This window comes from Arthrobacter sp. OAP107 (assembly GCF_040546765.1).
Classification (GTDB): Bacteria; Actinomycetota; Actinomycetes; order Actinomycetales; family Micrococcaceae; genus Arthrobacter.
This window is the reverse complement of record NZ_JBEPOK010000001.1, coordinates 390965-406010: the sequence shown is the minus strand read 5'-3', so window position 1 is coordinate 406010 and position 15046 is coordinate 390965. Positions and strand designations below refer to the sequence as shown.

The following is a 15046-nucleotide window of genomic DNA, read 5'->3' as shown; positions in this document are numbered from 1 at the left end:
CCTGGGGTCATCAGTAGGCTACCGAGGAATAGTCGTTGGCCTAGCCCTTGACGGCGCCGAGCGTCATGCCTGCGACGATCTTGCGCTGCAAGAGAAGGGTCAGAAGGATGACCGGGATGGAGTAGACGGCGGCCAGCGCCGTCATGGATCCCCAGTCGAGGCCGAACTGGGTTTGGAAGTTCGCGATCACCACGGGCGTTGTCTGGGAGCGGATCGCTGTCATCAGGAGTGCGAAGAGGAACTCGTTCCAGGAGGCCAGGAAGGCGAAGATCGCGGTGACGGCGATGCCGCCGGAGACCACCGGGATCACCACCCGCCACAGGGCCCCGAGCCTGCTGCACCCATCCACAGTGGCAGCTTCCTCCAGGTCTTTCGGCACCGCTTCGAAGAAGCTGGACATCAGCCAGATCGAGAGCGGCAACGAGATGGTGGTGTGGGCGATCGACAGAGCGATGGGCGTATCTGCAAGACCAACGGCTGCCATCATCGAAGCCAGTGGAATGCCGATCGCCACCGGCGGCACCATGCGGGTAACCAAGGCGCCCATGATAAAGATCCTGCCGCTGAGGGTTTGGTACCGGGTGATGCCGTAGGCCGCCGGTACCGCCAGCACCAGGGAAAGCACAGTGCTGATGATGGCCGTCTGGACGCTGTTGATGAAGGAAGCCAGTACGCCGTTGCGGCCCAGGGCGTTGGCGTAGTTCTCCAGCGTCCACTCTCTGGGGAGGATGGTCGGCGGTACCGCGATGGTGTCGATGGGGGTTTTGAAGGACGTAAAGAGCAGATACAGGAAGGGGAACCCGTAGAGCACCATCGCTGCCGCGAGGAGGATCCAGAGCAGGGCCCGGGTACTCCGGCGGCCTGCTTCCAGGCCTTCCCGGTTGACGCCCCGGCGCCGATAGGGTGGCGTGGCTGGGGGCACGGTAGGTTCCGTCGGCACTCCGGCCGGCGTCCCGCCGTCGTACGTTGTTCGTTCAGCGACGCGCATCAGCTGTCCTTTCCTGGCCGCCAGATGGTGGATACCGCGACGAATGCGACGGCGAGCATGGCCAGCAGATAGAGGGTGCCCATGGCGCTGGCCAGTCCGGGGTCACCAAAGCGGATCATGGTCCGGTAGATCAGCAGGCTCATGGTTTCCGAGGCGGACTGGGGGCCGCCGTTGGTTTGGATGAGGATGGTGTCGAACGCGCGGGCTGCGTCAATTCCGCGGACCACCAGAGCCACGGCGATGACGGGCCGCAGGAGCGGCAGGATGATGCGGAACAGCAGGGCCGGTGCGCGAGCGCCGTCCAGCCGTGCCGCCTCAATGAGGTCGCCGGGAATGTTCTGGAGTCCGGCAAAGAGGACCAGGCACATGAACGAGGTGGTCAGCCAGATGTCGGGGATGGCCACGGAGTAGAGCACGATGCCCGGGTCGGAGAGCCAGCCGATCTGATTGGGGTTGTCCAGGATGCCGGCCTGGTGCAGGAGGGTTCCGATGAGGCCGAAGTTGTCGATCATCAGGAACTTCCAGAGCAGACCTGCCACGATCGGGGCGATCATCAGCGGGTACATAAACACTGTCCGCCAGATTTGGGAACTGCGCCCGAGGGTGGTGAATAGCAGGGCCATGCCCAGCCCCAGGGCGAATTCGAGGGTGACGACCACCAGGGTGTAGGCCAGGGTCCGCCACCCGGCACCTGTGAAGGCCTCGGAGGCGAAGGCCCGGAAGTAGTTGTCCAGGCCCACGAAGTCGCGAGGGCCGCCGGCGATCGGGGAAATTTTGAAGAAGCTGTCCGCTATGAGGCGGAACAGCGGGAAGGCCACGAATACTGCCAGGAACAGGGCCGCTGGTGCCATCAGGAATAATGCGAAGCGGCGATCGGAGATGCGCACGGTTTTCTCTTCCGCTGGTTGGGGCCCGCGGCCGGCACCGGACTTGCTGTGCCTCTTCGGCAGATGCCGGCCGCGGGGTCTTACTTGAGGAGGTCCTCGATCTGCTTCTTGGCGTCGGCGAGGAGTGCGGCGGAGTCACCGCCGGCCACAGCCTTCTGCAGCATCGGGACCAGGACGGTGTCGACGATCTGCTGCCACTTCTCAGTGGCCGGGCGGGTTGCTGTGGCCTTGCCCTTGAGGGTATCGATCAGCGGCTTGAAACTCTCGTAGCCTGCCTTGTCCTGGTACTTCTCGAAGGCGGAGATCCGGGAAGCCAGGCCAAGGCTGGATTCAATGCCTTTGTCGTTGTAGTCGTAGGCGCACTTGACGAACTTCTTGGCCGCGTCCGCGTTCTTCGTGGCCTTCGGGACGGTGAGGTACCAGGGTCCGGGAACTGCGCCCACACCGGCGGATCCGGCAATCATGGGAGCAGCTCCCACCTTGCCGGCCACCGGTGAATCCTTGGGGATCTGCCGGTAAGCGTGGGCCCAGAAGCGGGTCATCGCGGTCTTGCCCTGGTTGAATAGGTTTTGCGCTGCCGCCCAGTCCACCTGCGCAGCGCCGGAGGGAGCGGACTTGGCGAGGCCGACGTAAAAGTCCAGGGCTTCCTTGTGGGCGGCGTTGTCGATGACGACGTTGTTGTTCTGGTCCAGGACCATGGGCGAGCCGGCCTGAAGGACATGGGCCAGCCATTCGGTTTCGACGCCGCCCTTGACGTCCGTGCCGTACATGCCGTCTTTGGTGAAGAATTCGGCGATGTCCTGGTATTGCTTCCAGGTGGTGGGGGCTGCGAGCTCGTAGCCGTACTTCGCCTTGAAGTCAGCCTTGTTCTTGGCGTCCTCGAAGAGGTCCTTGCGGTAGAGGATGATTTCGGCGTTGGTCCAGGCGGGCATGCCGATGAAGTGCCCGTCCACGTTGGCCTCCTTCACCAGGGCCGGGAAGATGTCCTTCTTGGCTTCGTCGGTAAAGAGTTCGTCGATGGGCTGGACCGCGTCCTTGAAGCTGGGAAGCCAGACGGAGTCCAGTGCGGCCACGTCGAAGGAGACGTTGCCGGAAGAGAACTCGCTGGAGAGCCGGTTGAACATGCCGTCGTAGGGCAGCTCGACGAAGTTGGCGTTGACGCCTGTTTCCTTCTTGCACGTTTCGGCGACGCCCGTGAGCTCGGCGTGGCCGCCGGCCTCGACGAGGACGTTGACTGTGCTGGTGCCGCCGCTACCCGACGGCGTGGCCGGGCCCCCAGCGCCGCAGGCGGTTGCTGCCAGAAGCACCGCGGTGGACAGCCCGCCAATGGCGGTGATCCGGGAAATCGTGGTTCGAGAGGACATCGCTGTCGACTCCCTTTCTTTTGAACGGAAACTACGTTGGGGTGGGTCTGTAAACTCAAGTCAGTCGCAGTGAAAAACCGTTTTGCCAAATCGACTTGGCAAAACGTTAGAGCCAGTGGCGAAGACGTGTCAAGCATCACTTTGAAGTGACGTGGGCTCCTTGACGAAGCCGTGGCGCCCGACCTAGGGTGAGCGAGAGGTGCAGATAAATCGTTTTGGCAACTTTGGCGGTCTCCCGCTCTCGTCACCAAAATCAAGGGAGAACAGACGGCCCTTCATCGGGCCTAGGAACAGGCACCAGGAGGCAAGATGTGGTCGGCGGGGCGGCACTACACCCTCCCGAGTCACCAGGGCGGGGCACGCCCGCGAGGACGTAGTACAGCTGGCAACCGCGACTGGTGAAACGTGTACTCTTCACCATCGGGTACCCATTGCGACGGAAACAGCGAGGGTCCAGCATTGGTACACCCGCCATCCATTATTCAAAGGAGCAGCTATGGACACCGCGGCCTACGGAATTGTGCATTTCTTTGCGGAGGGCACTAAGGAGCAGTACGAAGCCTCTATTGCCGCTGTTCATCCAGGGGAAGGGCGCTTGCCCGCCGGGCAGATCTTTCATGCTGCAGGTCCTTCCGCTGGTGGCTGGACGATTCTGGCCGTCCACGAATCAAAGGCCAGCTGGGAGCAGTTCCGGGACAACACGCTTCTTCCGCGTTTTCAACAGGGCATCGAGGGTGGTTTCACATCCATGCCGGAGGAAACTGTTATAGACGTATACAAATTGATGCCCTAGGGACAGGCCCTGCCGCCGGCGGCGCATTGCACCACACGCGGCCCGGCCACAGGGCACCTGCCCGACTTCCGGCAGCGTACAGAGCTGCTGCGAAGTCACCGTGATGCGAGTTAGGCGCGAGATCACCGTGTCCGGACAGCGGTCCTGTTGGACAGAGCCGGTTCACGGTCTGGGTGAGCGGACGGGGCCGGAAGACCTTGATCACGTACGCCACGGCGCCAGAGGCAGGTTCTTTCCGGTGGGTCAGGCAGAGGCTTCTTCGCGGGAAGGCTGGACCTCTTGTTGCCAGGGCCACTTCCCTGTGATCTCCAGTTCCAAAGAAAAGCTCAGGAAGGTCCGGATCAGGACAATCAAGGCCAACACCCCAACACTGGCGAACGTCGGTGTCACCGCTACGGCGCGAAGGATGTCCGCCGCGACGAGGAGCCAGGCCAAGGAGGATAGGCAGGTCCAGCAGTTGGCGGTACTGCCGGTACACCGAGGTGGCATGACTTCCATCGCTTCTGCCAGGCATCAGACACAGCCGTCCTCTGAAGCTGCTGGTGCCTTCGCCCTTGCATGAGGGGAGCCGGCCCGGACGGCTACTTCGCGATTGTGCGCAGATTCCGGCGTTCAAGGGCCGTGAGGCGGCTGACTCCTCGAAAGACCAGCGCGATGCTCATCGCCTCGGTGCATTCCGCTGGCCCCGCCCGCTCCAAGAGGCCCCGACGCTGGAGGGCCCGTCTCTCGTCAGCGAGATCTGCCTCGGTTCCAGCCGTCGCGTTCATGTTCTCTCGGCCGGCTTGGCTGAGCCAACGCGTCCATAATCTCCTCATCGCCGGGGAATCCTCCGGAGTCTTCCAGCGGGCCGCGCCTGGCACCGGCGGTCAGTCGGGCCCGCGGACCGATTTCGTCCGCGGGCCGGCGGGGAAACCAGCTTGAGCCGGTGAAGCCAGCCGTCACCACAGTCGCGAAGCCGGGGGTAGCCCGCATGGCCTGTTCATGGCTATGGTCAGGGCCTGTTCGCTTGGAGAATTTCGTGGCTCAACTTGTTAGGCGTCAGCGCGCTCAAATTCCTGCTCGTGGAGGCCGGTTTGTTTGCGGTTGGCGCGTTGATAGTGCTCCCGGCCGGTCGTCGCTCATGTCGTTTTGTGGTAGCTTGCCGTGATGAAGCGGATCCAGGTCGGCCTCGTGGCTGACCCTGCCTCGCCCACGGAGATCGCTCGCCGGATGATTGACCTCGAGCCGCCGGGCGGCGAGGATCGCGTCGCTTGGGACATCGAGATCGTGAGCGAGCCATTCACCATGGGTTCGGAGGACGTCGACACTGCGTTGGAACGGCTTCGGGACCAGGCTCGTCAGCACGAATGGGACGTCGTGATCGGGCTGACCGAGCTTCCGTTTCGCGACGAGGACGACGGCCGATACCTGCTGGTCGAGACCGACCCGCAGCGCCGCACGGCTGTGCTGTCGCTGCCGGCGCTCGGCGGGCTCCGTATGCAGGAGCGTGCCCGGCATGCCGTACGCGCGCTGGTCAGCGGCATGGCCGAGAACACGCGGGACGAGCACGGCGGGCCGCTCCCTCGCTTCACGAGCCGTTGGCGCTTGCTCGTGGGCATGGTTCTTGCCAACCGTCCGTGGCTCCTCGTGCCCGGGCTAAAGTCCGCGCTCGTGGCAGCACTGACAACGGGAGCGGTCGCCACGATCAACTCTACTGTTTGGCTGCTGGCCGGATCCCTGTCATGGTGGCGCCTCGTGGTCGCGACGATCGCCTCCATCACGCTCGTTGTTGCCTGGCTGGTGATCGACGGGGAATTATGGGACCGCCCCGACGACAACTCTGCGGAGGCCAGGGAAAGGTCCCGTCTCTACAACACCTCGACGTTGGTAACCCTGGCTATCGGGGTTCTCATCTGCTATCTGGCGCTCTACGTGGTGAACCTGGCCTGGGCGCTGTTTGTCCTCGACCCGGCTGTAATGGGCGGCTACCTCCACGTATCACTCGGCTATGGCGACCTGTTCGTGCTGACCTGGTTTGTCGCGTCGGCGGCGACCGTCGGCGGCGCCCTTGGCACCGGCCTGGAGTCGGACGAAGCAATCCGCGCAGCCGCGTACTCAAAGCGCGAGGAAGAGCGCCGCAACCGGCTCGCACGCGGGCGGACATAGGCCGCTGCACCTAGCCAGGACTGTTCTTGACACCGATGGAAGACCCGGAGAAGTCCGGTGTGCTGCTGCGGAGTGAACACGAGACCTGCAGGGCCCAGGCAAGTTCGAAGCTGCGCCGGTCTCACAGGTGTCCGGAGCGCTCTTTCATGGTGGCCGCAGGTCCCGGAACCGCCGGACAGGGCTCCTCATGCTTCGGCAGAACCGGGACCGCCTTACCCGCGACAGGTCCTCGGCACGGCATCGCCCAAACATTTTTCGGGCAACCTCTCGACACCCTTAGTAAGTGTGCTTAGCATTAAGGCTCGATCAGTTTCTCTCTTGCGTACAGACCGGGCAGCCGGGATTTTCCCGAACAGCCTGCCGGCTGAAAACCTTTGGCCCCCGACCCCTGGGGTGGCTCAGGGGCTACAATCCTTGTTCCCCATTTTCCTCGCCAGCTCCAATACGCGTATCCGGGTGACACTCCGCGCCCTTTTTCGGGCCGCCTTCCTGCAGGCGTGACTTTGCTGCGCGCCCGGAAGTTACGACTACTGGGCCACGCTCAGGATGGGATAAAAGAAAAGAGCGGAAAAGTGAAGGCAGTAGTTTACAAAGGACCGAACGACGTCAGCGTTGAGGACGTACCGGATGCCAAAATCGAACACCCGGCCGATGTGCTGGTGCGGATTACCGCGACAAATATCTGCGGCTCGGACCTGCACATGTACGAGGGCCGCACCAGTTTCGAACCCGGACGCACCTTTGGACATGAGAACCTGGGTGAAGTGGTCGAGACCGGCCCGGCGGTGAGAAAAGTGCAGGTGGGCGAACGTGTGGTGCTGCCGTTCAATATCGCCTGTGGGTTCTGTAAGAACTGCGAACGGGGTTTCACGAATTACTGCCTGACCATGCAGCCTGAACCACAGCTCGCCGGCGCGGCCTATGGGTTTGCGGACATGGGCCCGTACCAGGGTGGTCAGGCCGAATATCTGCGGGTGCCGTACGGGGACTTCAACTGCCTGCGCCTGGGCGAGGACTCGGTTGAGAAGGAGCTCGACTATGTGATGGTCGCCGATATCTTCCCCACCGGCTGGCACGCCACGGAGCTGGCCGGTGTGTACCCGGGAGACTCCGTGGTGATTTATGGTGCCGGACCGGTCGGCCTCATGGCCGCCTACTCGGCCGTTCTTAAGGGCGCCGGCAAAGTCATGGTTGTGGACCGCCAAAGCGACCGCCTGAAGCTGGCCGAACAGATCGGTGCAATCCCGGTGGATGATTCAGCAGTGGACCCTGTCGAGTTCGTCAAGGACCAGACCATGGGGTTCGGGGCCGACCGAGGCTGCGAATGCGTCGGCTATCAGGCCCATGACCCGGGCGGAAACGAACAGCCCAACCTGACCCTGAACCGGCTCGTGGACTCCGTCCGGTTCGTTGGTGGCCTGGGCGTGGTGGGGGTGTTCCTGCCCCAGGACCCTGGGGCCCCTGACGAACTCGCCAAGCAGGGGCAGGTGGCCTTCGACTACGGAAACTACTGGTTCAAGGGACAGACGATGGGCTCGGGTCAGTGCCCGGTCAAGAAATACAACAGGGCCTTGCGCGACCTCATTGCCGGCGGAAAGGCCAGCCCCTCTTTCATCGTCAGCCACGAGCTGCCGCTGGATCAGGCCCCCGAGGGCTACAGGAACTTCGACAGCCGCGAAGACGGCTGGACCAAAGTCGTGCTCCACCCGGCCAACGTCTGAGCCGCCCGGACAGGAGAATTTCGATGCCGGAACAAACTAGTCCCCGGAGGCGGTACTGATGCGGTCAATGGTGTATCGCGGGCCCTACAAGGTCCGCGTGGAAGAAAAAGACATGCCCCCGATCGAGCACCCCAATGACGCGATCGTACGCGTGACGCTGGCCGCGATCTGCGGATCCGACCTGCACCTCTACCACGGCATGATGCCGGACACCCGGGTGGGCATGACCTTCGGCCATGAATTCATCGGCGTGGTGGAGCAGGTCGGCCCGTCAGTGGAGCGGTTAAAGCCCGGAGACCGGGTGATGGTGCCGTTCAACATCTACTGCGGGTCCTGCTACTTCTGCTCCCGCGGGCTGTACTCCAACTGCCACAACGTCAACCCTAACGCCACCGCCGTCGGCGGGATCTACGGGTACTCCCACACCTGCGGAGGCTACGACGGCGGCCAGGCCGAGTATGTGCGCGTACCATTCGCCGACGTCGGGCCAGGCTTGATCCCCGACTGGATGGACGAAGAGGACGCCGTCCTGCTCACCGACGCCCTCCCCACCGGCTACTTCGGCGCCCAGCAGGGCGACATCGTTGAAGGGGACACCGTAGTGGTGTTCGGTGCCGGGCCGGTGGGGCTGTTCGCCGCGAAGTCCGCCTGGCTGATGGGCGCCGGCCGGGTGATCGTCATCGACCACCTGGAGTACCGGCTGGAAAAAGCCCGTACATTCGCGCACGCCGAAACGTACAACTTCGTGGAACACGACGACATCGTGGTGCACCTGAAGAAAGCCACCGACTACCTGGGCGCCGACGTCGCGATTGACGCGGTAGGGGCCGAAGCGGACGGCAACTTCCTCCAGCACGTCACGAGCAGCAAACTGAAACTTCAGGGCGGATCCCCCATTGCCCTCAACTGGGCCATCGACTCCGTCCGCAAAGGCGGGACCGTGTCCGTGGTGGGCGCGTACGGCCCGATTTTCAGTGCCGTGAAATTCGGCGATGCCATGAACAAGGGGCTGACGCTGCGCATGAACCAGTGCCCGGTCAAACGGCAGTGGCCGCGGCTGTTCCAACACGTCCGGAACGGGTACCTGAAGCCCAGCGATATCGTCACCCACCGCATCCCGCTAGAGCACATCGCCGAGGGGTACCACATGTTCTCCGCGAAGCTCGATGCCTGCATCAAGCCCCTCATCGTTTCCACGCCCGCCTGACGACGGCAGCCTGAGAGGAAGAGCACCATGGCTGAAATACCGACGCCTTACATAGCCGGCAAGCCTGCCTTGAAGGAGTCTGCGGAGGACCTGCGGGCGCGGATCCCCGGATGGGGCGCAGACCTCGACCCGGCGGACAGGCCCTCCTACCCCCGCGAGCAGCCCGGCATCGACACCGGCGCGCACTGGGACTTCCCTGAACGCCAGCCCGAGAAGTGGCCCCGGGAACGGTCCGTCGAGCACGCTTTCGTGACGCCGGTTTTCGGGACCTCCACCCCTCCCAGAGGCGCCTCCGGGGCCCTCCGGAAGTACGCCTACAAGTACAGCGAAGGCCGCGCCGCCCACTGGCTGCTGCTCATCGCTGCGGACAGGGTCGATGCGTGGGAAAGCCACCTGGGCTCATTCGCCACCCTGCGCCCGGACAACCCGGTCACCGAGACCGGAGTACTCAGCGAGTTCTCCCGCCACGGCGCCCGCTCCCGGTTCGGGAAAAAGCGCGCCGACCTGAGCCATCAGTGGATCGACCCGGTCATCGTCGGCGCCCCCTGGGCGCTGGCGGCCGGCGCACTCGCAGCCGCCGCCCTCAGGACCTTGCGAAAGCACCGCGCAGCCTAACAACTTTTCTGCCAGGCTGGGACCAAGGGCGTCAACAGCACCTCCAGTCGGAGATGCCATGAAATGACTACGTCAAAAGGGAAGGAGAGACCGGCCAAGCGTCTCCCAGGTTCGCATGCGGGGCTCCCGCCTCGCGCGCCGGTCTCTCCGCTCTCATCTTCGGCCCACTGTCTTTCGCGACTCGTCAGTTGACAGGCACGGAATTGATGAGGCGACGTAAGCCGCCTAAACAATTCGCAAGCCTGCTACGGGTCCTCGGCTGCGTCGCGCCCGGCAGATTTGCGTTCACTTGAACCTGGCCGTGCCGCCGGCGCCAGTGCCCCTCAAACCTCCGCCGCAGGAGCCGCGAACTGCGCCTCGTACAGCCGCGCATACGCACCACCCGCCGAAAGCAGTGAAGCATGCGTACCCTGCTCCACGATCTGCCCGGCCTCCATCACCAGGATCAGGTCGGCGTCGCGGATGGTGGACAGGCGATGCGCAATGACAAAGGAAGTACGGTCCGACCGCAAAGCACTCATCGCCTTCTGCACCAGCAGCTCCGTCCGGGTGTCCACGGAGGAAGTCGCCTCGTCCAGGATCAGCACCGACGGCCGGGAGAGGAACGCCCGCGCAATAGTCAACAGCTGTTTCTCCCCCGCCGACACGTTGGAGCCCTCGTCCTCGAGCACCGTGTCGTATCCCTCCGGGAGGGCACGCACGAACCGGTCCACGTACGTCGCCTGCGCCGCCTCCACGATCTCCGCCTCCGACGCCGAGGGCCGGCCGTATGCGATGTTGTCCCGGATGGTCCCCCCGAACAGCCACGTATCCTGCAGCACCATGCCCATCCGCGAGCGCAGCTCGCGCCGCGGGACAGAGGTGACGTCCACGCCGTCGAGCGTTATCCGCCCGGCGTCCAGCTCGTAGAACCGCATCATCAGGTTCACCAGGGTGGTCTTGCCGGCCCCGGTGGGGCCGACGATCGCCACCGTCTGCCCCGGCTCGGCCACGAGATTCAGAGAAGTAATCAGCGGCTTGTCCGGTGAGTAGGAGAACGAGACGTTCTCGAACACCAGCCGGCCCCGCCCGCCGGAAGGCGCAGCACCGGAAGATTCCGAAGACTGCTCCTCCTCATCCAGCAGCTCGAACACCCGCTCCGCCGACGCCACCCCGGACTGCAGCAGGTTGGCCATCGATCCCAGTTGGGCCAGCGGCTGCGTGAACTGCCGCGAGTACTGGATGAACGCCTGCACGTCGCCCAGCTGCATCGCGCCGGACGCCACCTGCAGCCCGCCCACCACCGCGATGCCCACGTACACCAGGTTCCCGATGAACGTCAGAGCCGGCATGATCAGGCCGGAAATGAACTGCGCCCCGAAGCTCGCCGCGAACAGTTCCGCGTTCTTCTCGCGGAACCGCTCCTCCACCTCACGCTGCCGGCCGAACACCTTCACCAGCGCGTGCCCCGTGTACGTCTCCTCGATCTGCCCGTTCAGCTCCCCGGTATGTTTCCACTGCGCCACGAACAGCTTCTGCGAGCGCTTGGCGATCAGCGCCGTCGTCACCAGCGTCAGCGGCACTGTCACCAGCGCAATCAGCGCCAGCACCGGCGAGAGCAGGAACATCATCACCAGCACGCCGAGCACGGTAAGCAAGGACGTGACCGCCTGGCTGATCGACTGCTGCAGGCTCTGCGAGATGTTGTCCACGTCGTTCGTCACCCGGCTGAGCAGCTCGCCGCGCTGGATCGAATCGAAATACCGCAGCGGCAGCCGGTGGATCTTCGCCTCGATCCGCTCCCGCAGCCGGTACACGGTCCGCTGCACCACGCCGTTCAGCACGTACGCCTGGATCCAGCCGAACGCCGACGCCAGCACATACAGCGCCAGCGCCCACAGCAGCACGTTCGCCAGCGCGGCGAAGTCAATCCCCGCGCCCGGCGTCAGTGTCATCGCCCCCAGCATGTCCGCCTGCGCATCCCGTCCGGACGCCCGCAGCCCGGCGATGACTTGCTCCTTACTCGCCCCGGCCGGCAGGTTCTTCGACACCACGCCGGCGAAGATCAGGTTGGTGCCTTCGCCCAGCAGCCGCGGCCCGGTCACCGAAAACGCCACGCTGACGACGGCGAGCGCCAGTACCAGCGCCAGCCACGCCCGCTCGGGGCGCAGCTCACCCAGAAGCCGCCGGGCCGACGGCCCGAAGTTCATCGCCTTCTCCGCCGGGACACTCATCCCGGCGAACGGTCCGCCGCGTCCAGGTCCGCCGGCGGGCCGCGGAATGCGTACGACGTCGGCCCGCTGGGTTCCGGGGGAAGCGCCCGTTCCGGGGGCCCCGGGTCCGGCGGTTCCGGTTCCTGGTGCCGACTGGCTTCCGCGGGCGCGGCTCGAGGTGCTCATGCCGCCTCCTCCGCCGCCAGCTGCGACGACACAATCTCGCGGTACGTCTTCGAGGTCTCCAACAGCTCGCCGTGGGTTCCGCGCCCGACGATCCTGCCGCCGTCGAGCACCAGAATCTGGTCCGCGTCCACGATGCTGGAGACGCGCTGGGCGATGATCACCAGCGTGGCCCCGGCCGTGTCCCGCCGCAGCGCCTGCCGGAGCCGGGCGTCCGTGGCGGTGTCCAGCGAGGAAAACGAGTCATCAAAGATGTACAGCTCAGGCCGCTTCACCAGCGCCCGGGCAATCGCCAGCCGCTGCCGCTGCCCGCCGGACACATTGGTGCCGCCCTGCGAGACGGGCGCGTCCAGGCCACCCTCCATCCCGCGCACGAAATCCGCTGCCTGCGCGGTGGCCAGCGCATGCCAGAGCTCCTCCTCGGTGGCGTCCGGCTTGCCATACAGCAGGTTGCTTCGCACGGTCCCGGAGAACAGGTACGGCCGCTGCGGCACCAGGCCGATGTGGCCCCACAACAGGTCCGGGTGCAGCTCCCGCACGTCCACGCCGCCCATCCGCACCGATCCGAAGGTGGCGTCGAACAGCCGCGGCATGAGGTTCACCAGAGTGGTCTTCCCCGAGCCCGTGCTGCCTATCACCGCCGTCGTCCTGCCCGCGGTGGCGGTGAAGCTGACACCGCTGAGGACCGGCCGCTCGGCACCCGGGTAGGCGAATCCGACGTCGCGCATTTCCAGCTCGCCGCGGGCGGTGCCGCTGTCAGAGCCGGCGAACACCACGGGGTTCACCGGAGGCCGCACGGACGACTCCGTCTCCAGCACCTCCCCGATCCGGTCCGCCGCGACGGCCGCACGCGGGATCATCACCGCCATGAACGTGGCCATCATGACCGACATCAAGATCTGCAGCAGGTAACTGAGGAACGCCACCAGCGTGCCCACCTGCATGGACCTGTCCTCGATCCGGAACGACCCGAACCAGATCACCGCCACGCTGGACACGTTCAGCACCAGCATCACCACCGGAAACGCGAGCGCCATCAGCCGCCCCGCCCGCAGCGCCGTGTCCGTGACGTCGGCATTCGCGCCCGCGAACCGCTCGGTTTCCAGGTCCTCGCGCACAAACGCCCGCACCACCCGGATGCCGGCCAACTGCTCGCGGAGCACCCTGTTGACGGCGTCAATCCGCAGCTGCATCAGCCGGAACAGCGGCACCATCCGGCTGACGATCAGCCCGACGCCTATCAGCAGCGCCGGCACGCTCACCGCGATCAGCCAGGACAGCTGGGCATCCTGGCGCACCGCCATCACCACGCCGCCGATGCTAAGCATGGGCGCGGCCACCATCAGTGTGGCGGACATCAGCACCAACTGCTGCACCTGCTGGACGTCGTTCGTGGACCGCGTGATCAGGCTGGCCGGGCCGAAGCGGGTGACCTCCTGCTCGGAGAAGCCGCCCACCCGGGTGAAAATCGCCCCGCGCAGGTCCCGGCCCATCCCCATCGCCGCCTTGGCCCCGAAGTACACCGCCGTCACCGCGCACGCGATCTGCAGGAGGGTGATGAACAGCATCAGGCTGCCGACGCGCAGGATGTACCCGGTGTCGCCCGTGGCCACGCCCAGGTCAATGATGTCCGCGTTCAACGTGGGGAGATAGAGGGACGCAATGGACTGCGCCAACTGAAAAACGACGACGGCGACCAGCAGCCGCCGTTGCGGCTGCAGGTACCGGACAAGAAGCTTCCAAAGCATCCAGATGCACCCTCGCAGCAGTCCTCGAAATGATGGGAAGGCCAGTGTACGTCCGGCGGCTTGGGACAGCCTGTAGGCTGGGGCCATCGCCGGAAATCCGGAAACACGCAATTGAAAACGCAAATTGAAGAATGGGGACTTCATTGAGCGATCAGCAGTTGGGCTTTGGCGAGCCCGGAAACATCGGTTTGGTAAACGCACCTGCGGCTGTCCGGCTCTCGGCAGCATGCTGGGTGGCCAGCGCCGTCGTGGCCGGCATGATGCCTGTCATTCTCGAGGTGGCCGGAATCGACTTTGGCCAGTCGATCCCCGCCTGGGCCGTGCCTTATCTCGTGGCGTTCGCCGTCCCGCTCACTGCCCTGCAGGTGCTTGCCGCCCAGCATCTGCTGCACGGCGCGCGCTGGGCCCGCATCCTTCTCAGTGTCGCCGCGGCCCTGTCGGCGCTCGGGGCACCCGTCGACCTGACAGCGCTGATCCTGGCCGGCCTGCTCCTGACGCTGGCCGGCGCCACGCTGATGTGGCTGCCCGCGTCCAACCGGTTCTTCCTGGTCCGCCGCGTTCCTGCCTATCCGGTGCCGGGTGCGGACAACCCACTTAATGACACCGCCCTCAAAGGAGAACTCCTGTGAGTGACACGCTCCTCCTGCCCGCCGTGGCCGAGGCCCTCGCCGCGCACGGCGTTGCCCACGAGATCCTCGAATGCTCGCCGGAACTCGCGGACACCGCCGAGTTCTGCGCCCACTACGGCTTCAGTTTGGAGCAGGCGGCCAACACCATCCTGGTCGCGTCCAGGAAGGTGGAGCCGCCCCGGTATGCGGTGTGCGTGGTCCTGGGCACCACCCGGCTGGACGTGAACCGTTCCGTGCGTGCCCTGCTTGACGTCAAGCGCGCCTCCTTTGCCGACGCCGAGACCACCACCGCGCTGACCGGCATGCTGGTAGGCGGGGTCACCGTGCCCGGAATCTCCGGGCTGCCCGTATACGTGGACCGCGCCGTGCTGGACGTGCCCCGGGTGGTCATGGGCGGCGGCAACAGGTCCAGCAAAATCGTCCTCAGCCCCGCCGAGCTCCTCAAACTGCCGGGGGTCGGGGTGGTGGACGGGCTCGCCGCGCCCCGCGAGCCGGCTGAGGTGCCGGGCGACTGAGACTGTGCTGCCGGTTCACCGGGCAGTTTCCCGGGGCAGGCAGATTCCCTGGCCAGGCA

Annotated in this window: 12 protein-coding genes and 1 pseudogene; 7 read left to right on the top strand and 6 right to left on the bottom strand. The window is 65.1% G+C overall.

Annotated elements, in window-relative coordinates; all coding sequences use genetic code 11:
- Positions 1 to 40: 40 nt before the first annotated feature.
- The 3 genes from ABIE00_RS01790 to ABIE00_RS01780 form a co-directional block, all read right to left on the bottom strand.
- Positions 41 to 988, bottom strand: a complete 948-nt coding sequence (locus tag ABIE00_RS01790; RefSeq protein WP_354255967.1) for a carbohydrate ABC transporter permease — start codon at positions 986 to 988, stop codon at positions 41 to 43.
- Positions 988 to 1875 (bottom strand): carbohydrate ABC transporter permease, encoded by an 888-nt coding sequence (locus ABIE00_RS01785; protein ID WP_354255964.1) that lies wholly within the window; start codon positions 1873 to 1875, stop codon positions 988 to 990. The genes ABIE00_RS01790 and ABIE00_RS01785 overlap by 1 nt, the downstream gene beginning before the upstream one ends.
- Before the next feature lie 80 nt (positions 1876 to 1955).
- Positions 1956 to 3239: an ABC transporter substrate-binding protein gene (locus ABIE00_RS01780; RefSeq protein WP_354255961.1), complete on the bottom strand. Its 1284-nt coding sequence runs from the start codon at positions 3237 to 3239 to the stop codon at positions 1956 to 1958.
- A gap of 496 nt (positions 3240 to 3735) precedes the next feature.
- Here ABIE00_RS01780 and ABIE00_RS01775 point away from each other — a divergent pair, with 496 nt between their 5' ends.
- Entirely contained in the window at positions 3736 to 4032 is a 297-nt protein-coding gene (locus tag ABIE00_RS01775) for a hypothetical protein (protein ID WP_354255958.1), read from the top strand.
- Between the two features lie 243 nt (positions 4033 to 4275).
- Here ABIE00_RS01775 and ABIE00_RS01770 read toward each other — a convergent pair.
- A pseudogene (locus ABIE00_RS01770) lies at positions 4276 to 4513 on the bottom strand (DUF1622 domain-containing protein); the annotation flags it as partial.
- A gap of 785 nt (positions 4514 to 5298) precedes the next feature.
- Here ABIE00_RS01770 and ABIE00_RS01765 point away from each other — a divergent pair.
- The 4 genes from ABIE00_RS01765 to ABIE00_RS01750 all read left to right on the top strand — a co-directional run bounded on the left by ABIE00_RS01765 (position 5299) and on the right by ABIE00_RS01750 (position 9720).
- Complete coding sequence (locus tag ABIE00_RS01765) at positions 5299 to 6177, top strand: hypothetical protein (protein ID WP_354255955.1); 879 nt, start codon at positions 5299 to 5301, stop codon at positions 6175 to 6177.
- Positions 6178 to 6749: 572 nt separating this feature from the next.
- The gene (locus ABIE00_RS01760) at positions 6750 to 7898 is read left to right on the top strand and encodes a glutathione-independent formaldehyde dehydrogenase (RefSeq protein WP_354255953.1); all 1149 of its coding nucleotides are present in this window, start codon (positions 6750 to 6752) and stop codon (positions 7896 to 7898) included.
- Positions 7899 to 7956: 58 nt separating this feature from the next.
- Positions 7957 to 9105, top strand: coding sequence for a zinc-dependent alcohol dehydrogenase (locus ABIE00_RS01755; protein ID WP_354255950.1), 1149 nt, complete (start codon positions 7957 to 7959; stop codon positions 9103 to 9105).
- A gap of 27 nt (positions 9106 to 9132) precedes the next feature.
- Positions 9133 to 9720: a hypothetical protein gene (locus ABIE00_RS01750; protein WP_354255947.1), complete on the top strand. Its 588-nt coding sequence runs from the start codon at positions 9133 to 9135 to the stop codon at positions 9718 to 9720.
- 323 nt (positions 9721 to 10043) lie between these two features.
- Here the strand turns inward: ABIE00_RS01750 and ABIE00_RS01745 are convergent, their stop codons facing one another.
- The gene (locus ABIE00_RS01745) at positions 10044 to 12098 is read right to left on the bottom strand and encodes an ABC transporter ATP-binding protein (RefSeq protein ID WP_502914182.1); all 2055 of its coding nucleotides are present in this window, start codon (positions 12096 to 12098) and stop codon (positions 10044 to 10046) included.
- The gene (locus ABIE00_RS01740; RefSeq protein WP_354255944.1) at positions 12095 to 13843 is read right to left on the bottom strand and encodes an ABC transporter ATP-binding protein; all 1749 of its coding nucleotides are present in this window, start codon (positions 13841 to 13843) and stop codon (positions 12095 to 12097) included. The genes ABIE00_RS01745 and ABIE00_RS01740 overlap by 4 nt, the downstream gene beginning before the upstream one ends.
- 143 nt (positions 13844 to 13986) lie before the next feature.
- On the opposite strand from ABIE00_RS01740, the gene ABIE00_RS01735 reads away from it, so the two are divergent.
- Together ABIE00_RS01735 and ABIE00_RS01730 are read left to right on the top strand one after the other, a co-directional pair.
- On the top strand, positions 13987 to 14472 hold the full coding sequence (locus tag ABIE00_RS01735; protein ID WP_354255941.1) for a hypothetical protein: 486 nt from the start codon (positions 13987 to 13989) through the stop codon (positions 14470 to 14472).
- Positions 14469 to 14987: a YbaK/EbsC family protein gene (locus ABIE00_RS01730; protein WP_354255939.1), complete on the top strand. Its 519-nt coding sequence runs from the start codon at positions 14469 to 14471 to the stop codon at positions 14985 to 14987. Before ABIE00_RS01735 ends, ABIE00_RS01730 begins: the two co-directional genes overlap by 4 nt.
- Positions 14988 to 15046: the final 59 nt, after the last annotated feature.

What these genes read in the sequence shown, in the direction of transcription:
- ABIE00_RS01790 (WP_354255967.1), bottom strand. Translation starts at nt 988, where the DNA reads ATGCGCGTCGCTGAACGAACAACGTACGACGGCGGGACGCCGGCCGGA.
- ABIE00_RS01780 (WP_354255961.1), bottom strand. Translation starts at nt 3,239, where the DNA reads ATGTCCTCTCGAACCACGATTTCCCGGATCACCGCCATTGGCGGGCTG.
- ABIE00_RS01775 (WP_354255958.1), top strand. Translation starts at nt 3,736, where the DNA reads ATGGACACCGCGGCCTACGGAATTGTGCATTTCTTTGCGGAGGGCACT.
- ABIE00_RS01755 (WP_354255950.1), top strand. Translation starts at nt 7,957, where the DNA reads ATGCGGTCAATGGTGTATCGCGGGCCCTACAAGGTCCGCGTGGAAGAA.
- ABIE00_RS01750 (WP_354255947.1), top strand. Translation starts at nt 9,133, where the DNA reads ATGGCTGAAATACCGACGCCTTACATAGCCGGCAAGCCTGCCTTGAAG.
- ABIE00_RS01745 (WP_502914182.1), bottom strand. Translation starts at nt 12,098, where the DNA reads ATGAGCACCTCGAGCCGCGCCCGCGGAAGCCAGTCGGCACCAGGAACC.
- ABIE00_RS01740 (WP_354255944.1), bottom strand. Translation starts at nt 13,843, where the DNA reads ATGCTTTGGAAGCTTCTTGTCCGGTACCTGCAGCCGCAACGGCGGCTG.